This is a genomic window from Actinomadura citrea, from assembly GCF_013409045.1.
Classification (GTDB): domain Bacteria; phylum Actinomycetota; class Actinomycetes; order Streptosporangiales; family Streptosporangiaceae; genus Spirillospora; species Spirillospora citrea.
On record NZ_JACCBT010000001.1, the window covers coordinates 3139964 to 3159306 of the forward strand.

At 73.9% G+C, this 19343-nt stretch carries 20 protein-coding genes; 17 read left to right on the forward strand and 3 right to left on the reverse strand.

Annotated elements, in window-relative coordinates; translation table 11 throughout:
• The first annotated feature begins 56 nt into the window (after positions 1-56).
• Positions 57-1271 carry a phospholipase D-like domain-containing protein gene (locus BJ999_RS14810; RefSeq protein WP_179833847.1) on the forward strand — a complete coding sequence of 405 codons (1215 nt, stop codon included), beginning with the start codon at positions 57-59 and terminating at the stop codon, positions 1269-1271.
• On the opposite strand, the gene BJ999_RS14815 is transcribed toward BJ999_RS14810, so the two are convergent.
• Positions 1246-1911, reverse strand: coding sequence for a uridine kinase family protein (locus BJ999_RS14815; RefSeq protein ID WP_179833848.1), 666 nt, complete (start codon positions 1909-1911; stop codon positions 1246-1248). The genes BJ999_RS14810 and BJ999_RS14815 overlap by 26 nt on opposite strands.
• 85 nt (positions 1912-1996) lie before the next feature.
• Here BJ999_RS14815 and BJ999_RS14820 point away from each other — a divergent pair, with 85 nt between their 5' ends.
• Complete coding sequence (locus tag BJ999_RS14820; RefSeq protein ID WP_179833849.1) at positions 1997-3163, forward strand: CaiB/BaiF CoA transferase family protein; 1167 nt, start codon at positions 1997-1999, stop codon at positions 3161-3163.
• A complete protein-coding gene (locus BJ999_RS14825) occupies positions 3163-4569 on the forward strand; it encodes an acyl-CoA synthetase (RefSeq protein ID WP_179838545.1) in 1407 nt (468 codons plus the stop codon). The genes BJ999_RS14820 and BJ999_RS14825 overlap by 1 nt, the downstream gene beginning before the upstream one ends.
• Here BJ999_RS14825 and BJ999_RS14830 read toward each other — a convergent pair.
• Entirely contained in the window at positions 4566-5141 is a 576-nt protein-coding gene (locus BJ999_RS14830; RefSeq protein ID WP_179833850.1) for a TetR/AcrR family transcriptional regulator, read from the reverse strand. The genes BJ999_RS14825 and BJ999_RS14830 overlap by 4 nt on opposite strands.
• 95 nt (positions 5142-5236) lie before the next feature.
• On the opposite strand from BJ999_RS14830, the gene BJ999_RS14835 reads away from it, so the two are divergent.
• The 10 genes from BJ999_RS14835 (at position 5237) to BJ999_RS14880 (ending at position 14798) form a co-directional block, all read left to right on the forward strand.
• Positions 5237-5878, forward strand: coding sequence for an NAD(P)-dependent oxidoreductase (locus tag BJ999_RS14835; protein WP_179833851.1), 642 nt, complete (start codon positions 5237-5239; stop codon positions 5876-5878).
• A gap of 110 nt (positions 5879-5988) precedes the next feature.
• On the forward strand, positions 5989-6933 hold the full coding sequence (locus tag BJ999_RS14840) for an ABC transporter ATP-binding protein (RefSeq protein WP_179833852.1): 945 nt from the start codon (positions 5989-5991) through the stop codon (positions 6931-6933).
• On the forward strand, positions 6930-7754 hold the full coding sequence (locus BJ999_RS14845) for an ABC transporter permease (RefSeq protein WP_179833853.1): 825 nt from the start codon (positions 6930-6932) through the stop codon (positions 7752-7754). The genes BJ999_RS14840 and BJ999_RS14845 overlap by 4 nt, the downstream gene beginning before the upstream one ends.
• A 48-nt stretch (positions 7755-7802) precedes the next feature.
• Positions 7803-9116, forward strand: a complete 1314-nt coding sequence (locus BJ999_RS14850) for a sensor histidine kinase (protein WP_229809906.1) — start codon at positions 7803-7805, stop codon at positions 9114-9116.
• Complete coding sequence (locus BJ999_RS14855; protein WP_179833854.1) at positions 9113-9718, forward strand: response regulator transcription factor; 606 nt, start codon at positions 9113-9115, stop codon at positions 9716-9718. Before BJ999_RS14850 ends, BJ999_RS14855 begins: the two co-directional genes overlap by 4 nt.
• A 79-nt stretch (positions 9719-9797) precedes the next feature.
• Positions 9798-10961 (forward strand): pyridoxal phosphate-dependent aminotransferase, encoded by a 1164-nt coding sequence (locus BJ999_RS14860; protein WP_179833855.1) that lies wholly within the window; start codon positions 9798-9800, stop codon positions 10959-10961.
• A gap of 116 nt (positions 10962-11077) precedes the next feature.
• Positions 11078-12052 (forward strand): carbamate kinase, encoded by a 975-nt coding sequence (locus BJ999_RS14865; RefSeq protein ID WP_229809907.1) that lies wholly within the window; start codon positions 11078-11080, stop codon positions 12050-12052.
• A 39-nt stretch (positions 12053-12091) separates the two neighbouring features.
• Positions 12092-13204 carry a barbiturase gene (bar, locus tag BJ999_RS14870; RefSeq protein WP_218935067.1) on the forward strand — a complete coding sequence of 371 codons (1113 nt, stop codon included), beginning with the start codon at positions 12092-12094 and terminating at the stop codon, positions 13202-13204.
• Between the two features lie 71 nt (positions 13205-13275).
• The gene (locus BJ999_RS14875; RefSeq protein WP_179833856.1) at positions 13276-13971 is read left to right on the forward strand and encodes an SseB family protein; all 696 of its coding nucleotides are present in this window, start codon (positions 13276-13278) and stop codon (positions 13969-13971) included.
• 74 nt (positions 13972-14045) lie between these two features.
• Positions 14046-14798, forward strand: coding sequence for a phytanoyl-CoA dioxygenase family protein (locus BJ999_RS14880; protein WP_179833857.1), 753 nt, complete (start codon positions 14046-14048; stop codon positions 14796-14798).
• A gap of 200 nt (positions 14799-14998) precedes the next feature.
• Here BJ999_RS14880 and BJ999_RS14885 read toward each other — a convergent pair whose 3' ends face one another.
• Positions 14999-16060 (reverse strand): DUF2332 domain-containing protein, encoded by a 1062-nt coding sequence (locus tag BJ999_RS14885; RefSeq protein ID WP_179833858.1) that lies wholly within the window; start codon positions 16058-16060, stop codon positions 14999-15001.
• A gap of 76 nt (positions 16061-16136) precedes the next feature.
• Here BJ999_RS14885 and aroC point away from each other — a divergent pair, with 76 nt between their 5' ends.
• The 4 genes from aroC to aroQ are packed head-to-tail and all read left to right on the forward strand — an operon-like array spanning position 16137 to position 19343.
• Positions 16137-17315 carry a chorismate synthase gene (aroC, locus tag BJ999_RS14890; protein WP_179833859.1) on the forward strand — a complete coding sequence of 393 codons (1179 nt, stop codon included), beginning with the start codon at positions 16137-16139 and terminating at the stop codon, positions 17313-17315.
• A gap of 8 nt (positions 17316-17323) precedes the next feature.
• Complete coding sequence (locus tag BJ999_RS14895) at positions 17324-17833, forward strand: shikimate kinase (RefSeq protein WP_179833860.1); 510 nt, start codon at positions 17324-17326, stop codon at positions 17831-17833.
• On the forward strand, positions 17830-18903 hold the full coding sequence (aroB, locus tag BJ999_RS14900) for a 3-dehydroquinate synthase (protein WP_179833861.1): 1074 nt from the start codon (positions 17830-17832) through the stop codon (positions 18901-18903). The genes BJ999_RS14895 and aroB overlap by 4 nt, the downstream gene beginning before the upstream one ends.
• Positions 18900-19343, forward strand: a complete 444-nt coding sequence (gene aroQ, locus BJ999_RS14905) for a type II 3-dehydroquinate dehydratase (protein WP_179833862.1) — start codon at positions 18900-18902, stop codon at positions 19341-19343. Before aroB ends, aroQ begins: the two co-directional genes overlap by 4 nt.

Here is a 19343-nt window from a genome sequence, read left to right on the forward strand (position 1 = left end):
CGGTGTGACAGTGCGAGTTCGCTGATCGTCGGCCTGGTGTTAGGAGAAGAAGGCAGATGACCGTGTCGCAGCAGGAGCCGACGCCCCCAGGAGACGACCTGCTCTCCTCTCCGTCCGACGACCGCGCGCACCGGATCCGCCGCGCCCTGGAGCGGCTGATCGGCGTGGCGGCGACGGAGGGCAATTCGGTGACGCCCCTGCGCAACGGGGATGAGATCTTCCCCCGGATGCTGGAGGAGATCGCCGGGGCGCGGAGCACCATCGACATGATGACCTACGTGTACTGGCGCGGGGACATCGCGCACCGGTTCGCCGACGCGCTGTCGGAGCGCGCCCGCGACGGGGTGCGGGTCCGGTTGCTCCTGGACGGCATCGGCGCCTGGCAGATCGAGAAAGACCTGGTGGAGCGGATGGAGCGGGCGGGCGTGACGGTCGCCTGGTTCCGCAAGCCCGTGTACGTGTCGCCGTTCAAGCAGAACCACCGTTGCCACCGCAAGGTGCTGGTGGTGGACGAGCAGGTGGCCTTCACCGGCGGGGTCGGCATCGCGGAGGAATGGGGCGGTGACGCCCGAGACGAGAGCGAGTGGCGCGACAGCCATTTCCGGGTCCGCGGGCCCGCGGTGGACGGGATCGCGGCCGCGTTCGCGCAGAACTGGGCCGAGTGCCACGACACGCTGTTCGACGACCGCGACCGTTTCATCGGCCATGAACCGGCCGGTGACGCCGTGGTGCAGGTGGTGCGAGGGTCGGCCAGCGTCGGCTGGCAGGACATGCAGACCCTCCTCCGCGTCGTCCTCCAGCTGGCCGAGCAGCGGCTACGGGTGGCCTCCGCCTATTTCGCCCCCGACGACTACTTCGTCGATCTGCTCTGCGAGACCGTCGCCCGCGGTGTCGAGGTGGAAATGCTCCTCCCCGGCCCGCACGCCGACAAGCGCGTGAGCCGCCTGGCGAGTCAGCGCCATTACGAGGACCTTTTGAAGTGCGGTGTGCGCATTCACCAGTTCCAGCCGTCGATGCTGCACACGAAAATCCTCACCATGGACGGAATGGTCTCGCTCATCGGGTCCACGAACTTCAACCGGCGGTCGATGGATCATGACGAGGAGGTCATGCTCGCCGTGATCGACCAGGATCTGACCGCGACCCTGGACGCCCATTTCGACGAGGACCTCGCCCGCAGCCGGCAGGTCGACCATGCGCGGTGGGCCCGGCGTTCGGTGAGGCAGCGCGCCAAGGAAATGTCGATCACGCCCATCCGCCGTTTCCTCTAGGCCCCGGGGACCGGTCGGCCGGCGTTCCGGGGAGGACCCTGAAGCGGTACGGGGTGAAGGTGGTGCCGTCCACGAGGAGGTCGCAGCGGTCGACGGTGGCGTCGGCGGTGAAGTGGGCCTGCTCGCGGACGGCCCAGTCCTCCCAGGCCCCGGCGTACTCGGGGCCGTCCCTGTCGAGGGCGCGGGCGCGGCGCAGGTCGTACGGTGCGTCGATCCAGATCCGGTAGGCGGCGGGCGCCTTCGCCCAGGCGGAGCCGACGCCCTCGATGATCAGGACGGGCGCGGGCGGGACGCTCTCCTCGGGGCCGTAGCGGTCGTGGTGCCAGTCGTAGCGGCGCAGCACGACGGGGCGCCCGTCCCGCAGCGGGCCGAGCACCGCCTGCCGCAGGGGGCGCCACCAGGTGAGCGGGTCCGCGTCCCACGGCACCCGGAAGTCGTCCGACCGGACGACCGGGGCGCCGACCAGGACCTCAGCCAGGTGGCCCGCGAACGTGGACTTGCCCGCGCCGCTCGGGCCGTCCACGGCGACGATCCGCACCGGGCCGCAGGACGGCGGCAGCGCGAGCAGCCGCGCGGCGAGCGCGGGGTAGGTCACGCTGGAGCGGGCCCCACCGGGGTAGGACGCGGCAGACTGCGGCACGGACGGCATACTTCCAGGTGCCGGCCCCCTGAAGGAGCCGCCCCTCCAGACGGTCCCCCAGGAGCCCCCAGAAGGAGAACGTCCTTTGCCCGGACCGCTCGAAGGCGTCGTGATCGTCGACCTCAGCCGCGTCGTGGCGGGCCCGCAGGCCACGATGGCCCTCGCCGACCTCGGCGCCCGCGTGATCAAGGTCGAGCAGCCCGGCACCGGCGACGAGACCCGGGGCTGGGGCCCGCCGTTCGCGGGGGAGGACCGGGTCAGCACCTACTACCTGTCGATCAACCGGAACAAGGAGTCGATCGCCCTCGACCTGAAGTCGGACGAGGGCCGGGACGTCCTCACCCGGCTCGTCCGGCACGCCGACGTGCTGGTGGAGAACTTCCGGGCCGGCGTGCTCGACCGGCTCGGCTTCCCGGTGGAGCGGCTGCACGAGCTGAACCCGGCCCTGATCGTCCTGTCCATCACCGGGTTCGGGCATGACGGGCCCGAGGGCGGACGGCCCGGCTATGACGCGATCATGCAGGGCGAGGCGGGCGTCATGAGCGTGACGGGGCCGCCCGGAACGCCGAGCAAGGTCGGTTTGTCGATCGCCGACATCCTCGCCGCGGGCAACGGCGTCGCGGGCGTGCTGGCCGCCCTGTACGAGCGGACCCGCACCGGGCGCGGGACCGTCGTGCGCACCTCGCTGCTGGCGTCGGTGGTCGGCGCCCACATGTTCCAGGGGACGCGCTGGACCGTCGCCCGGGAGGTCCCCGAGTCGGTCGGCAACGACCACCCGTCCATCGCCCCGTACGGGACGTTCCGCTGCAAGGACGGGCAGCTCCAGATCGGCGTCGCGAACCAGAACCTGTGGCGCAGGTTCGCGCCGATCGTCGGCCTGGACCCGGACGACGCCCGCTACGCGACGATCCCCGACCGCGCGGGCCGGCGTGCCGAGCTGACCGCCGACATCGAGCGGGTCCTCGCAACCGACACGCGCGACGCCTGGCTCGCGCGGTTCGGCGAGGCGGGCGTCCCGGCCGGGACGATCCGGTCGATCGACGAGGTGTACGAGTGGGAGCAGACCCGCTCGCAGGGCCTGGTCGTCGAGGTGGACCACCCGCAGCTCGGTCCCATCGAGCTGCCGGGGCCGCCGCTGCGCTTCGACGGCGTGCCGCCGCGCGGGCACACCGCGCCGCCGCTGCTCGGCGAGCACACCGGCGCGGTCATGTCGTGGCTCCAGGAACGGGAGAACGAGGAGAGGGGCGAGTGATGGACCTGCTCGGCGGGACGGGCGGCCCGGTGCGGATCGCCGGACGTGAGCTGCCACGCGACGAGCTGTTCGGCTGGGCGTCCGCCGTCGCCGCGGAGATCCGGGGCGCGGACGCGGTCGCCGTGATCGCCACGGCGTCCCTGGAGACGGTCGTTGCGGTCGTGGGCGGCCTCCTCGCGGGCGTCCCCGTGGTGCCGGTGCCGCCCGACTCCGGGCCCGCCGAACGCGCGCACATCCTCGGAGACTCCGGCGCGAGCATGCTCCTCGCGGACGGAGGGGCGAAGGTCTCCCCGAGCGAGCCGCCCCTCCTCCCGGTCGACTGGCTGCCGCGCCATGGAGACGGCGGGAACGGCGGAAACGGCGAGGTGCCCGCCGACGCGACGGCCCTGATCCTCTACACGAGCGGGACGACGGGCGCGCCGAAGGGCGTGCTGATCTCGCGGAGCGCCATCGCCGCCGGGCTCGACGCCCTCGCCGAGGCATGGGCCTGGACGCCCGGCGACGTCCTGGTCCACGGGCTTCCGCTGTTCCACGTGCACGGGCTCGTCCTCGGCGTGCTGGGACCCCTGCGGGTCGGTTCGCCCCTCGTCCACACCGGGCGCCCCAAGCCGGAGCTGTACGCGGCCGCGGCGCAGGACGACGGCGGCAGCCTGTTCTTCGGCGTTCCCACCGTCTGGTCGAGGACGGCGGCGGACCCGTCCACCGCCGAGGCCCTGCGCGGCGCGCGGCTGCTCGTCTCCGGCAGCGCGCCGCTGCCCGTGCCCGTCTTCGAGCGGCTCTCGGCCCTCACCGGGCACCGCCCGGTCGAGCGGTACGGCATGACCGAGACCCTCATCACGATCAGCGCCCGCGCGGAGGGCGACCGGCGCCCCGGCCACGTCGGCACGCCGCTGCACGGCGTCCGGACCCGCCTCGCCGCCGAGGACGGCTCGGCCGTCCCCTCGGACGGGGAGACGCCCGGCGAGCTGCACGTCCGGGCGCCGCTGCTGTTCAAGGGGTACCTCAACCGGCCCGAGGCGACCGCGAAGTCGTTCACGCCGGACGGCTGGTTCCGCACCGGCGACATCGCCACGATAGGCCCGGACGGCTGGCACCGGATCGTCGGGCGGGCGTCCACCGACCTCATCAAGAGCGGCGGTTACCGGATCGGCGCCGGCGAGATCGAGAACGCGCTGCTCGCCCACCCCGCCGTGCGGGAGGCCGCCGTCGTCGGCACGCCGCACGACGACCTCGGTGAGCAGGTGACCGCCTACGTCGTCGCCGAAGGGGTGGGCGAGAAGGCGCTCATCGACTTCGTGGCCGAGCGCCTGTCGGTGCACAAGCGGCCCCGCGTCGTCCACCTGGTCGGCTCCCTGCCCCGCAACGCCATGGGCAAGGTCGTCAAGACCCGCCTGAGCGAGCTCTAGGGGAGGAGCTCGGCGAGGACGGGCCGGACCAGGTCGCGGGCGAACGGCTCGGTATGGCCGGGAGCGTCGTCGCCTTCCGCGAAGTAGAGCAGGAAGCCCTGCTGGAAGCACGCGCCCATCAGCAGGGCCGCCGCGGCCTGCGTGTCGGCGGACGGGGCGACCCGGCCGAGGTCGCGTTCGGCGTCCAGGTAGCGGGCCAGGGCGCGCACCGGCTCGTGCGGGCCCGCGCCGTACCTGCGCAGCGACTCGCGGGTCGCGTGCAGCAGCCGCGGCTGCGCCGCCATCGACACCATCATCGGGAACGACCGCCGGTAGAAGTCCAGCGCGCCGTGCACGATCTTGACGAGGTTCGACTCGACGGCGCCCTCGCCCGGGACGCCCATCGAGGTGAACGGCGGCATGCGCTCCTTCAGGACGCTCAGCATCAGCTCGTCCTTGTCGCGGAAGTGCTTGTAGAGCAGCGCCTCGGAGTAGCCGGCCGCCTTCGCGATCTCCTTGGTGGTGGCGCGGGCGACCCCGTGGCGCCGCATGATGTCCGCCGCGGCGTCCAGGATCCGTTCGCGCGCGCTCAATGAGGCCCCCTTGACAGGTGAGTGAACGCTCACCACGATAGGGGTTAGTAAGTACTCACTCACCCCTTCTCCCCACCGATCTCCAGGAGGACACGATGAGGCTCACGGTGTTCGGGGCGACCGGCGGCACCGGCGTCCAGGTCGTCCGGCGCGCGCTGGACGCCGGGCACGAGGTGACCGCCGTCGTCCGCGACCCGGCCGCCCTGCCCGGCGAGATCCGCGCCTGCGCCGACGTGGTCCGGGCCGACGTCATGGACCCGGCCGCGATCGAGGAGGCGGTCAAGGGCCGCGACGCCGTCGTCACCGCGATCGGCACCCGCGACGGCCGCCGGCCGACCAGCGTCTGCTCGACCAGCACGGGCAGCATCATCGCGGCCCTGCGGGCGGCCGGGGCCGAGCGGTTCGTGCTGACCAGCGCGTCCGGGCTCCACGCCGGGCCGGGCGACGACCCGCTCACCCGGTTCGTGGTCAAGCCGCTGGTCCTGGGCCCGCTCCTCAAGCACGCGTTCGCCGACATGCGCGCCGCCGAGGCCCTCACCCGCGACTGCGGCCTCGCCTGGACGATCGTCCGCCCGCCGCGCCTCACCGACGGCCCCGGCAACGGCCGCTACCGCAGGGCGCTGGACCGCAATGTCCTCGGCGGCGCGTCCATCGCCCGCACCGATCTGGCCACCGCGCTCCTCGACGTCACCGGCGACCCGTCCACCATCGGGCACGTCGTCAGCGTCGCGGGCTGAGCCGCCGCGAAGGCCATGACACCTGTCACGCCGATCGCCTGACGGCGCGCCGCCGGAACCGGTGACACGCGCTTCTACCGGGGCGCCCCCGCGGTCGCGACGCTGGGGGCATGGAGACCAACCCAGCCATCCGCGTCGACGGCCTCCGGCAGCGGTACGGGGACTTCGAGGCCGTCGCCGGGATCTCGTTCGACGTCGCGCCGGGGGAGCTGTTCGCCCTGCTCGGCACCAACGGCGCGGGCAAGACCACCACCCTCGAAACGCTGGAGGGGCACCGGACCGTTCACGAGGGCACGGTCCGGGTCCTCGGCCACGACCCGCACCGGGAGCGCCGCAAGGTCCGCCCGCGCATGGGCATCATGCTGCAGGACGGCGGCTTCTTCGCCGACCTCACCGTCGCCGAGACCGTCGAGCACTGGCGCGGCTTCACCCCCTCCGCGCGCGACCGCGACGAGGCCGTCGCCCTGGCGGGCCTCGCCGAGAAGGCGGGCGTGCGGGTGCGGCAGCTGTCCGGCGGCCAGAAGCGCCGCCTCGACCTCGCGCTGGCCCTGCTCGGCAGGCCCGACGTCCTGTTCCTGGACGAGCCGACGAGCGGCATGGACCCCGAGGCCCGGCGCGCGACCTGGGACATCGTCAGGGAGGTGGTGGCCGGCGGCACGGCCGTGCTCCTCACCACCCACTACCTGGAGGAGGCCGAGCACCTCGCCGACCGGCTCGCGATCCTGCACCGCGGCCGGATCGAGGCGTCCGGCACGGTCGCCGACGTCGTCGCCGGGCACGGCGACCGCATCGACTTCCGGCTGCCCCGGCGCCTCCAGGTCGCCGAACTGCCCCCTCTGCGGGGCGCCCGCGCCGACGTCCGCCTGGAGGGCGGGCGCGCCGTCGCGTCCTACGCCCTGCCCTCCCGCGGCGGCGAGGACCCCGGGCTTCAGGCGGGGCTCTACGAGCTGCTGCGCTGGGCCGACGAGGAGGGCGTCCGCCTGGACGGCCTGCGGGCGCGCAGCGCCTCCCTCGAAGACGTCTTCCTGCGCACCGCCGAAGGAGCCTCCCGATGAGCCTCCCCCTGGTGAACGTCCCCTCGGTGAACGCCGCCGCCGTACTGCGCCTCGCCCGGCTCGACCTCACTCTGCTCTGGCGCAACCGGACGGCCCTGTTCACCGCCGCCGGCCTGCCGGTCCTGTTCGCGGCCATGCTCGTCCCGGTCCGCGGCGAGAAGATCGACGGCGTGGACGGCGCCCTCCTGCAGGGCACCGGCCACCTGGGGTTCTTCCTGGTCTTCGCCGTCTTCATGAACCTCGTCAACGTGCTCACCGCCCGCCGCGAGGACCGCACGCTCAAGCGGCTGCGCGGCACCGCCCTGTCGGACGCGGAGATCACCGCGGGCAGCGTGCTCACCGCGACCGCGCTGTACGCGGTGCAGGCCCTCGCGCTGCTGGTCCTGCTCGGCGCCGCGATGGGCGGCAAGATCCCCGCCGACCCCGTCCTGGTGCTGGCGGGGCTCGCGGGCGGCGCCGCCGTGTTCGCGACGCTGGCGTTCGCCGTCTCGGGCATCACCCCCAACGCGGAGCTGGCGCAGCTCACCGTCCTGCCGATCATGTTCGGCTGCATGCTCGGGGCCGGCGTGATGTTCCCGATGGACGGCCTGCCCGGCTGGGTCCAGGAGGCCTGCCGCTGGGTGCCGCTCAGCCCGGTCGTGGAGATCGTCCGGACGGGGTACTTCGGCCAGGACTTCGTGCACCGCCCCGGCCACCCGTCCGTCGGCCTGGCCGAGGGCTGGCTCACCTGCGTGCGGCCGTTCCTCGTCCTGGCCTTCTGGGGCGCGTTCGGCCGCCTGCTGGCCGCCCGCTGGTTCCGGTGGGAGCCGCGCCGCGCCTGAATCATCGCGGGCCCGGCGTTACAGTGCGATGCGAGGAGGAACAAGGACATGGCGGTCGCGACCACGGCGGACATCGAGGAACAGGCCGCCCGCAAGCTGGAGCGGTATCGGCGGGTGACGTACCGCTCGTTCATGTTCGCCGCCGTGGGCTTCGTCCTGCCGGGCCTGTACGGGCTCGAAGACGCCTACACCAACGGCGACGTGGGCGTGCCCGTCCTCGTCGCGGTCGTCGCGGGGCTCGCTGTGCTCGCCTGGTGCTACGCGCGTCTCGTGCGGGCGGGCCTCGAAGGCGCCGTGTCCAGGCGCAACGTCGTGGGCAGCGGCGTCGTCGCCGCCGCGTTGAGCCTGATGATGCTCACCGGCCCGTGGTTCAGCGTCATCCCCGTCTTCTGGGTCTCGGCGGTGGTGCTGGCGCCGATGGGGCGGGGACGGATCGTCGCACTGTGCGCGGGCACCGGGGCGTACTGCGGGGTGGTCGCCACGGTCGCCGCGGGGCGCCTGTACCCCGAGGGCGACGCCCACTGGTACGAGATCTTCCCGGTGCTGTGCGCGCTGTACACCGCGGTCTGCGGGTTCGTCGTGTTCGTCAACCGGTACCAGCGGCGCATGTGGGAGCTGCACCAGGAGGCGTACGAGGCCCGCGACGCCCTCGCCCGTCTCGCGGTCACCGAGGAGCGGCTCCGCTTCTCCCGGGACCTGCACGATCTGCTCGGCCACAGCCTGTCCCTCATCGCGGTGAAGAGCGAGCTGGCCAGGCGGACGGTGCGCGACGACCCCGACCGGGCGGGGGCCGAGATGGCCGACGTCCAGCGCGCCGCCAGGGAGGCCCTCCGGGAGGTCCGCGCCGCCGTCCGCGGCTACCGGGCCGTGGAGCTGGGCGCCGAACTGGCCGGGGTCCGGGCCGTGCTGGAGGCCGCCGGGGTGCGCTGCGAGATCGGCCGCCTGCCGGGCGGGCTGCCGCCGGAGGTCCGCTCGGTGCTCGCCTGGGTGATCCGCGAGGGCGCCACCAACGTCATCAAGCACAGCGAGGCGAGGAACTGCGCGATCAGCCTCGGCGTGTACCGCGACTCCGCTCCCGGCGACGCACTCTACGGTGACTCCGTGGTCCTGGAGATGCGCAACGACGGCGTCCGCGGCGCCGAGACCGCCGCGGGCTCGGGCCTGACCGGCCTCACCGAACGCGTCGCCGTGCTCGGCGGCGAGATCACCGCGGGCCGGCACGGCCGCGACGGGTTCCTGCTGCGCGCCGCCGTCCCGCTCCCGCCCGTGGACGGGCCGGTCGGCGGCGGCCCGCTGGGAAGCGGTCAGGGCGGGACCGGGACGGACGCCGGTCAGGTGCTCCCGGCCGGGAGCACCGCGTGATCCGCGTCCTGCTCGCCGACGACGAGCACCTCATCCGCGGCGCCGTCGCCGCCCTCCTCGGGCTGGAGCCCGACCTGAAGGTCGTCGCCGAGGTCGGCCGCGGCGACGAGGTCGCCGCCGCGGTCGCCGCGCACGCGCCGGACGTGGCCGTCCTCGACATCGAGATGCCGGGCGCGGACGGCCTCGCCGTCGCCGAGGAGCTGCACGCCTCCGGCGCCCGCTGCGCGGTGTGCATCCTCACGAGCTTCGGCCGCCCGGGCTACCTGCGCCGCGCCATGTCCGCCGGGGTCCGCGGCTTCGTCGCCAAGGACGCTCCCACCGACGAGCTCGCCAGCGCCATCCGCAAGATCCACGGAGGCGGCCGGTACCTGGACGCCGAGCTGGCCGCCAGCGCGATGGCCGCGGGGGACAATCCCCTCTCCGAGCGGGAGCGCGACGTCCTCCGCCTCGCCGGGGCGGGCGCCGAGACCGCCCGCATCGCGGCCGACCTGCACCTGTCGGAGGGCACCGTCCGCAACTACCTGTCCACCGCCATGGCGAAGATGGGCGAACCCACCCGCATCCGCGCCGCCCGCGCCGCGATCGACATGGGCTGGATCTGACCGCGCTCCGAGCACCGTCGGATCCCTCGACAGGATGCTCCCCGCGTGTGCGGGGATGGCGGGCGTTTAACCTTGCTGTGTGAGTGAGCCATTGGTCGAGCGCATGCGGGGATTCGGCGAGACCATCTTTGCTGAGATGTCCGCACTGGCCGTCTCGACGGGATCGATCAACCTCGGCCAGGGATTTCCCGATTCCCATGGTCCGCAACCCATGCTGGACGTCGCGATCGAGGCCATCCGGTCGGGGGCCAACCAGTACCCGCCCGGTCCCGGACTGCCCGAACTCCGGGAGGCGGTGGCGGCGCAGCGGCTGGAGCGGTACGGGCTGTCGTTCGATCCGGCGACCGAGGTGTTCGTGACGGTCGGGGCCACCGAGGGGATCGCCGCGTCCGTGCTGTCGCTGGCGGGGCCGGGCGACGAGGTCGTCGTGTTCGAGCCGTACTACGACTCCTACGCGGCCGTGATCGCGCTCGCCGGGGCGGTGCGCAGGCCCGTCACGCTGCGCCCGGTGGAGGGGCGCTTCACCTTCGACCCGGGCGAGCTGCGCGCCGCCGTCGGCCCGCGCACCCGGGCGATCCTGGTGAACTCGCCGCACAACCCGGCCGGCACCGTGTTCACGCGGGACGAGCTGGAGACCATCGCGGACGTCTGCCGGGAGCGCGACCTGGTGGCGATCACCGACGAGGTGTACGAGTACCTGACGTTCGACGAGACCGAGCACATCCCGCTGGCGACGCTCGACGGCATGCGCGAGCGGACGGTGTCGGTGTCGTCCGCGGGCAAGTCGTTCTCCGTCACCGGCTGGAAGACCGGGTGGGTGACGGCGCCCGCCCCCTACATCCGGGCCGTCCAGACCGTGAAGCAGTTCCTCACCTACGCGGTCAGCGCCCCCTACCAGCGCGCCGCCGCGTACGCGCTGCGCAACGAGATCCCGTGGGTGGAGGAACTGCGCAAGTCGCTCCAGGCCAAGCGGGACCGGCTCATCACGGGCCTTGAGGCGGCCGGCTTCACGACCTGCCGTCCGCAGGGCACCTACTTCGTGCAGGCCGACATCCGCCCGCTCGGCTTCACCGACGGAAGGGAGCTGGCCCGGGCCCTGCCGGAGAAGGCGGGCGTCGTGGCGATCCCGAGCCAGGTGTTCTACGACCACGCCGAGGCGGGCGCCCACTTCGTCCGGTTCGCGTTCTGCAAGAGGGACGAGGTCATCGACGAGGCCGTGAGCCGCCTGGCGCGCCTGCGCTGAGGGATCCGCGCGGCGCGGGCGCCGTGGAGAACCGCCGGAACTTGCCGAAGAAACGGCGTTCGTTAGGCGGAATTCGCCCGTGAGCGGCGACCGCCGCGCGGGTTAGCGTCCGTCCCGTGACCTGGGGCCATGCAGGAGGACACGGCGGGACGCCCGGCGGCGAGCGGATCCTGATCGCCCTCGGCGGCAACGCCATGACCGCGCCGGACGGCAGCGCCACCCCGGACGCGCAGGCGGCCGCGATCGAGGCCGCGATGGCGCGGGTGGCGGACCTGGCCGCGGCGGGCGCGCGGGTCGCGCTCACGCACGGGAACGGCCCGCAGGTCGGCAACCTGCTGATCAAGAACCAGCTGGCGGCGGGCGTGGTGCCGCCCGTCCCGCTGGACTGGTGCGGCGCGCAGACCCAGGCCACCGTCGGTGTGATGATCATGAATGCGCTGGAGCGGGCGCTGGCCGCGCGGGGCGCCGCCCGCCCGGTGTCGACGGTGGTGACGCGGACGCTCGTGGACGCCTCCGACCCGGGCTTCGCGGCCCCCGCCAAGCCGATCGGCCGCTACTTCCCCGAGGCCGAGGCCCGCCGATCGATGGCGCTCGGCCAGGTGTGGAAGCGGTTCGGTGACCGGGGCTGGCGGCGCGTCGTCGCCTCACCCGAGCCGCAGGAGATCCTGGACGCCGACGCGGCGGCCGTGCTGCTGGAGGCCGGGCACGTCGTGGTCGCCGCGGGCGGCGGGGGAGTGCCCGTGGTCCGGGCGGACGGGGCGCTGCGCGGCGTCGAGGCCGTCGTCGACAAGGACCTGGCCGCGCAGCTGCTGGCCCGCCGCCTGGAGGCGACCACCCTCGTGATCGTCACGGACGTGGAGAACGCGATGACCGGGTTCGGGACGCCGCAGGCCCGCCCGCTGCACCGCACGACGGTCGCGGAGCTGACCGGGCTGGCCGCCGCCGGGCACTTCGCCGGCGGCAGCATGGGGCCGAAGGTCGAGGCGGTGCGGCGGTTCGTCGCGGGCGGCGGGCGGCGGGCGGCGATCGCCTCGCTGGCCCGGCTCGGCGACGCCGCGCACGGCAAGGCCGGGACGGTCGTCGAGAGCTGACCCCGGGTAGGGACGGATCAACACAGCAGGTGAGGAGCGATGACGGTGCCCGATCCGATCGAAGTCCGCAAGATCCCCATCGAGAGCGTGACCGACGCGTCCGGGCTGGCCCGGCTGATCGACGACGGCGTCCTGGAGGCCGACCGGGTCCTGGCCGTCGTCGGCAAGACCGAGGGCAACGGCGGCGTGAACGACTACACGCGGCTGCTGGCCGACCGGGCGTTCCGCGAGGTGCTCCTCGCCAAGGGCACCCGGACGGCGGACGAGGTGGCGCGGGTCCCGCTGGTGTGGTCGGGCGGCACGGACGGGGTGCTCAGCCCGCACGCGACCGTCTTCGCGACCGCCGACCCCGCCCGCGTACCCGCCTCCGACGAGCCGCGGCTGTCGGTCGGCGTCGCGATGAGCGAGGTCATCCTGCCCGAGGACATCGGCCGTCCCGCGATGGTGGAGACCGTCGCCGCCGGCGTACGCGAGGCCATGAAGACCGCCGGGATCGACGATCCGGCCGACGTCCACTACGTGCAGACCAAGACGCCGCTGCTCACCCTCGACACGATCAACGACGCGAAGACCCGCGGCCGCGACGTGGTCACCGAGGACACCCTCAAGTCGATGGACATCTCCAACTCCACGACCGCGCTCGGCATCGCCGTCGCGCTCGGCGAGATCGAGGCGCCGTCGGCCGAGCAGATCCACAAGGACCTGGCGCTGTACTCGTCGGTGGCGTCGTGCTCGTCCGGCGTGGAGCTGGACCGGGCGCAGATCGTGGTCGTCGGCAACGTGCGCGGCGTCGGCGGCCGGTACCGGGCCGGGCACGGTGTGATGAAGGACGCGCTCGACGCCGACGGGATCTGGGATGCCGTCCGGTCGACGGGCCTGGACCTGCCCGAACGGCCCCGCACGTCCGACCTCGGCGACCGGCTCGTCAACGTGTTCATCAAGTGCGAGGCCGACCCGGGCGGCTCGGTCCGGGGCCGCCGCAACATCATGCTGGACGACTCCGACGTGCACTGGCACCGGCAGATCAAGGCGTGCGTCGGCGGTGTCGCCGCGTCCGTCACCGGCGACCCGGCGGTGTTCGTGTCGGTCGCGGCGGTGCACCAGGGGCCGTCCGGCGGCGGCACCGTCGCGGCCATCGCCGACCTTGGCTGAGGGCGCCGGAGACGCGGAGAGTATCCAGGGAGTAGCCCCTTGTGGCCGCCGGAGGTTATAGCCTTCCTGGCGTGTCCGGACTGACCATTCCCGAACCACAGTTCCCCGGGGACGACGGAAGCGCCGATCCCCGGTTGTGCGAGGCGCTCGCCGGGTACGCGTCCGGCCGCGTCGGCGTGCACACGGTGCTGCGGCGGCTTCAGGGCGCGCGGTTGCTGGTGCCGATCGTCGCCGTCCTCACCGAGGAGGAGCCCGCCGCCCCCGGCGAGCTGCGGCGGGAGAAGTCGAGCGACATGGCGCTGCCCACCCTGATCGGCGACGACGGGCGGCGCGGCGTGCTCGGCTTCACCTGCACCGAGACGATGAAGGCCTGGCGCGCCGACGCACGCCCGGTCGCGGTGCGGGCCGGCGACGCCTGCCGTGCCGCCCTCGACGAGGGCGCGGACGCTCTGGTCGTGGACGTGGCGGGCCCGGTCCCGTTCGCCGTGGACGGGTTGCGCCTGCACCTGCTCGCCGACGGCCGCGCCGTCCCGCCGCCCCACGAGGACCCCGACATCCTCGCCGCGGTCGAGGCCGCGTTCGGCTCCGACCCCTCCGTCAGCGGGGTCCGCGTCGTCGAGGGCACCTCCGCGGAGATCGCCGTCCGGTTCGCCGTCGTCCCCGGGCACGACGAGCGCGGCACCGTCCAGCGGGTCTCCGACCGCCTCGCCGAGCTGCTGCGCGGCCGGATCGTCGGCGGCATCGAGCTGAACGTGCTGCGCAGGTAGCCCTCCACCCGGGCGGGCCCGGGGGCGCGGTAAACCGCTGGCGTCCGCCGCGGCCGCTCTGCGACGCTGGCGCCATGATCGACGTTGACGCCTTCCTCACTGACGGTTACGTCCGGGTGGAGCAGGCGTTCCCCCGGGAGCTGGCCGCCGAGTGCCGCGACATCCTGTGGCGCGACACCGGCTGCGATCCCGACGACCCCGCGACGTGGACGCGTCCGGTCGTGCGGCTCGGCGACCACACCGAGGAGCCGTTCCGGGCCGCCGTGAACACCGGCGCACTGCGTGCCGCGTTCGACGCCGTCGTCGGGAAGGGCGCCTGGCTGCCGCGCGGCGGCCTCGGCACGTTCCCGGTGCGGTTTCCCAGCGACCAGCCGCCCGGCGACGACGGCTGGCACATCGACGCGAGCTTCCCCGGCGACGACCCGGCCGACTTCATGTCCTACCGGGTGAACGCCGCGTCGAAGGGCCGCGCGCTGCTGATGCTGTTCCTGTTCTCCGACGTGGGGGAGGACGACGGGCCGACCCGCATCCGCGTCGGCTCCCATCTGGACGTCCCGCCGATCCTGGAGCCCGCGGGGGAGGCGGGCCTCACGTTCATCGACCTGGCGGGCAGGGCCGTCCCCGCGACCGAGCACCGCCCGCTCGCCTTCGCCACGGGGCAGGCGGGCGACGTGTACCTGTGCCACCCGTTCCTGGTGCACGCCGCGCAGGCGCACCGGGGCGCCGTCCCCCGGTTCATGGCACAGCCGCCCCTGCACCCGGCGGGGCCGCTTCCCCCGACGTCCCCCGTGCGGGTCGCGATCGACCGAGCCCTCGGCCGGTCCTGACGCCGGGACGAGGGCGTAGCGGCCAGGGCCTGTCTCGAAGTGGCCTCGGGCACGCGCGCGAACGCGTGACCTGCCCGGTGCGGCGAAGCCGGAGGCGAGCGAAACCGGGCTGATCGCGAAGCGATGCCGCGTTCGCCCAGGTCCGGTCACGTAGCGAGCCGCCAGGCGAGCGAAGTGGGCCGGGACTGTGAAAACACAGCCTAGAACCAGGTGGTGGGGAGGCCGTGGGACGGGCCCTCGCCGAGGATCACCGGCTCCCCGCCCGGCCACAGCCGCAGCGTCACGACGTGCAGGACGTTCAGCCGTGAGGCGTCGCGCCCCTCGAACGACAGGTGCGCCACGGGCGCGTCGGGGGTGGCCGCCGCCCCGGCCCGCTCGATGCTCCGGTCGACGCGCGCGGCCTCGTCCCGCGACATGTACGCGCGCATCGTCGAGTGCCACACGACCGTGGCGACGCCCTGCTCGGGGGCCAGCCCGTCCAGGAAGTCCGCCGCGCCCGCCTTCACGACCGTCGCGGGTACCCGCGCGGCGACCTCGAACGCCGCCCGCAGCCGCGCCACCCGCGCCGCCTGGTCGGGCCACACGTACGACAGGAGCCGCTGCCGCCCGGCGGGCGAGGTCGTGTCCAGCGGGTTCGGGTCGCATCCCCGCCGCTCGGCGATGGCGAGCGGCGCGCCCACCGGGGGAAGGCCCCGCCAGGCGTCCGGCAGGACGACCGGCGACTCCGGCCCGTACGCACCGCTCTCGTGCAGGAACCGGAACCGGTCGGCGCGCAGGTTCAGGCCCGCGCTGGCCCCGATCTCCAGCAGCCTGACCGGCAGGGAGGGCGCCGGGGTGCGCGTGGGACGGCAGGCGTCCGCGATCGTGAGGAGTCCGCCGACGAGCGGCGCCGACCGCCCGACCTCGTTGGTCTGCGGCGGGTCGAGGAGGCCGTCGCGGATCTCGGCCGCGTGCCCGGCCAGCACGTCCCGGAACGCGGGCCAGGCCTGCAGCGGGTCCTCCGTCCCGCCGGCGGTCGGGTAGTGCGCGGCCAGTTCCGGCACCCGTCCCTCAAGGACGAGCCGGTGCACCGTCCCCAGCATGCCCAGGATGTATCCGGTCTCCGTGCGCTCCCCGAGCACACCCGTCACGACCTTGCCCGGATCGTCCGCCGCCCGCGTGAGCAGTTCGGCGTACATCGGCGACCCCAGCTGGGCGGATGCCCGCGCCTGGGCCAGCAGCGCCCGCCTGGTCTCGGCCCCTTCCGAACCGGCTCTCCTCATCGCCACCTCCGCGAGGAGCCTCTCAGATGCTGGACCCCGTCACGGGCGGGCGCGCGGAGTCAATAGGATTCGTCCCATGCTGCGATGGTTGACTGCGGGGGAGTCCCATGGCCCGGCTCTGACCGCGATCGTGGAGGGGCTGCCGGCCGGTGTGCGCGTGACCTCGGGGGACATCGCCGAGGAGTTGCGCCGCCGGAGGCTCGGCCACGGGCGGGGCGCCCGGATGAAGTTCGAGCAGGACCAGGTCACGATCATCGGCGGCGTCCGGCACGGGGTGACGCTCGGCGGGCCGGTCGCGATCGAGGTCGGCAACACCGAGTGGCCCAAGTGGGAGACGGTCATGTCGGCCGACCCCGTGGACGCCGACGTCCTCGCGGCCCAGGCCAGGAACGCCCCGCTGTCGCAGCCGAGGCCCGGCCACGCCGACCTGGTCGGCATGCAGAAGTACGGCTTCGACGACGCCCGGCCCGTCCTGGAGCGGGCGAGCGCCCGCGAGACGGCCGCGCGGGTCGCGCTCGGCACCGTCGCCAAGGCGTTCCTCAAGCAGGCCCTCGGCGTGGACGTCCTGAGCCACGTGATCGCGCTGGGCGAGGTCGAGGCCCCCGAGGGCGTCCTGCCGGAGCCCGGCGACCTGGCGCGGGTGGACGAGAGCCCGGTGCGCTGCTTCGACGGCGAGGCGTCGGCGCGGATGGTCGCGCACATCGACGAGACCAAGAAGGCCGGCGACACCCTCGGCGGCGTGGTGGAGGTCCTCGCCTACGGGCTCCCGCCCGGCCTCGGCAGCCACGTCCACTGGGACCGGCGCCTGGACTCCCGGCTCGCCGGCATCCTCATGGGCATCCAGGCGATCAAGGGCGTGGAGCTCGGCGACGGGTTCACCACCGCCCGGCGGCCCGGCTCGCGGGCGCACGACGAGATCGACGCGACCCCCGACGGGATCCGCCGCCGCACCAACCGGGCCGGCGGCGTCGAGGGCGGCATGACCACCGGCGAGGTGCTGCGCGTACGGGCCGCGATGAAGCCGATCTCGACCGTCCCGCGGCGGCTCGACACGATCGACGTCACGACCGGCGAGCCCGCCAAGGCGATCAACCAGCGCAGCGACGTGACGGCCGTCCCGGCCGCCGGGGTGGTCGCCGAGGCGATGGTCGCGCTCGTCCTCGCGGACGCGGCGCTGGAGAAGTTTGGCGGCGACTCCGCCGAGGAGACCGCCCGCAACCTGCGCGGATACCTGTCCTCTCTGACGATCAAGTGAGCGGTGCCATGCGACCGAAGGCAGTCATCATCGGGCCGCCCGGCTCGGGCAAGTCCACGATCGGCGCCGCGCTCGCCGGCCGTCTCGGCGTCACGCTGCGCGACACCGACGCCGACATCGAGCGGGCGGCGGGCAAGCCGATCGGCGAGATCTTCATCGACGACGGCGAGGAGCGCTTCCGCGAGCTGGAGCGCGCCGCCGTCGCCGAGGCGCTGGCCGGGCACGAGGGCGTCGTCGCGCTCGGCGGCGGCGCCGTCCTTGCGGCCGAGACGCAGGACCTGCTCGCCGGGCACACCGTGATCTACCTGCGGGTGGGCCTGTCGGAGGCGATCAAGCGGGTCGGCCTGGCGTCGGCGCGGCCGCTGCTCGTGCTGAACCCGCGCAGCCAGATGCGCAAGCTCCTGGAGGAGCGGCTCCCGATCTACGAGCGGCTCGGCGGCGTGCACGTCGACACCGACGGCCGCGAGCCCGCCGACATCGTGGAAGAGGTCGTGAAGGCCCTGGAGGGTGAAGCGTGACGCGGGCGCGGGTGCACGTCGGCGGCGCCGATCCCTACGACGTCGTCATCGGGACGGGCGTCCTCGGTGAACTGCCCGCCATGATCGGAGACCGGGCCCGGACCGTCGCCGTCGTCCACGCCGAGGGGCTGCCGGAGATCGCCCGCCCCGTGTGCGGGGCGCTCGAACAGGCCGGGTACGCCGTGCACGCGCTGCCCGTCCCGGACGGCGAGGCCGCCAAGGAGGTCGGCGTCCTCGCCGGGCTCTGGTCGTCCTTCGCCCGCCTCGGCATGACCCGGACGGACGTCGTCGTCGGCGTCGGCGGCGGCGCCACCACCGACCTCGCCGGGTTCGCGGCGGCCTCGTGGCTGCGCGGCGTGCGGGCGGTGCTCGTCCCGACGACGCTGCTCGGCATGGTGGACGCGGCGGTCGGCGGCAAGACCGGCATCAACGTCCCCGAGGGCAAGAACCTCGTCGGCGCGTTCCACCCGCCCGCCGGCGTCCTGTGCGACCTGGCCACGCTGGTGACGATGCCGCGCGAGGACTACATCAGCGGCCTCGCCGAGATCATCAAGGCCGGGTTCATCGCCGACCCGGAGATCCTCGCCCTGGTCGAGGCCGACCCGAAGGGCGCCGCGGCCCCCGACGGCCCGCACACCCGCGAACTGGTCGAACGGGCCGTGCGGGTCAAGGCCGGCGTCGTGTCGGCCGACCTGAGGGAGGGCGGTCTCCGCGAGATCCTGAACTACGGCCACACCCTCGCGCACGCCATCGAGAAGAACGAGGACTACCGGTTCCGGCACGGCCACGCCGTCGCGATCGGCATGGTGTTCGCCGCCGAACTGTCCCGCCTCGCCGGGCGGCTGCCCGCCGACGTCGTCCGGCGGCACCGGGACGTCCTGGAGTCCGTGGGCCTGCCGGTCTCCTACGCCGCCGACTGGCCCGGCCTGCGCGCCACCATGACCATCGACAAGAAGTCGCGGGGCGCCACGCTCCGGTTCGTCGTCCTCGACGGCATCGCCGAGCCGGGCCGCCTCGAAGGCCCCGACGAGGACCTGCTCGCCGCCGCCTACCGGGAGATCGCCCGATGACCCGCGTCCTCGTCCTGAACGGTCCCAACCTGCGCCGCCTCGGCGTCCGCGAGCCCGACACCTACGGGACGGCCAGTTTCGACGACCTGGTCGCCGTCTGCCGCGACGCCGGGCGCCGCCTCGAACTGCACGTCGAGGTCCGGCAGACCGACGACGAGGCCGAGATGATGCGCTGGCTGCACGAGGCCGCCGACGAGCGCGTCCCCGTCGTGCTGAACCCGGCCGCGTTCACGCACTACTCCTACGCGCTGCGGGACGCGGCCGCCCAGCGCACCGCCCCGCTCATCGAGGTCCACATCACCAACCCGGCCGCCCGCGAGGAGTTCCGCCACAACTCCGTCGTCGCCGGCGTCGCCACCGGCACCATCGCCGGCTTCGGCACCCTGTCCTACGTCCTGGCCCTCCAGGCCGTGGCCGAGCTGGTCGCCGAGAACTCCTAG

Excerpts from the sequence above, each read along its gene's own strand:
- BJ999_RS14810 (WP_179833847.1), top strand. The coding sequence starts at position 57 with ATGACCGTGTCGCAGCAGGAGCCGACGCCCCCAGGAGACGACCTGCTC.
- BJ999_RS14825 (WP_179838545.1), top strand. The coding sequence starts at position 3,163 with ATGGACCTGCTCGGCGGGACGGGCGGCCCGGTGCGGATCGCCGGACGT.
- BJ999_RS14835 (WP_179833851.1), top strand. The coding sequence starts at position 5,237 with ATGAGGCTCACGGTGTTCGGGGCGACCGGCGGCACCGGCGTCCAGGTC.
- BJ999_RS14840 (WP_179833852.1), top strand. The coding sequence starts at position 5,989 with ATGGAGACCAACCCAGCCATCCGCGTCGACGGCCTCCGGCAGCGGTAC.
- BJ999_RS14845 (WP_179833853.1), top strand. The coding sequence starts at position 6,930 with ATGAGCCTCCCCCTGGTGAACGTCCCCTCGGTGAACGCCGCCGCCGTA.
- BJ999_RS14850 (WP_229809906.1), top strand. The coding sequence starts at position 7,803 with ATGGCGGTCGCGACCACGGCGGACATCGAGGAACAGGCCGCCCGCAAG.
- bar (WP_218935067.1), top strand. The coding sequence starts at position 12,092 with ATGACGGTGCCCGATCCGATCGAAGTCCGCAAGATCCCCATCGAGAGC.
- BJ999_RS14880 (WP_179833857.1), top strand. The coding sequence starts at position 14,046 with ATGATCGACGTTGACGCCTTCCTCACTGACGGTTACGTCCGGGTGGAG.
- BJ999_RS14885 (WP_179833858.1), bottom strand. The coding sequence starts at position 16,060 with ATGAGGAGAGCCGGTTCGGAAGGGGCCGAGACCAGGCGGGCGCTGCTG.
- aroC (WP_179833859.1), top strand. The coding sequence starts at position 16,137 with ATGCTGCGATGGTTGACTGCGGGGGAGTCCCATGGCCCGGCTCTGACC.
- BJ999_RS14895 (WP_179833860.1), top strand. The coding sequence starts at position 17,324 with ATGCGACCGAAGGCAGTCATCATCGGGCCGCCCGGCTCGGGCAAGTCC.
- aroQ (WP_179833862.1), top strand. The coding sequence starts at position 18,900 with ATGACCCGCGTCCTCGTCCTGAACGGTCCCAACCTGCGCCGCCTCGGC.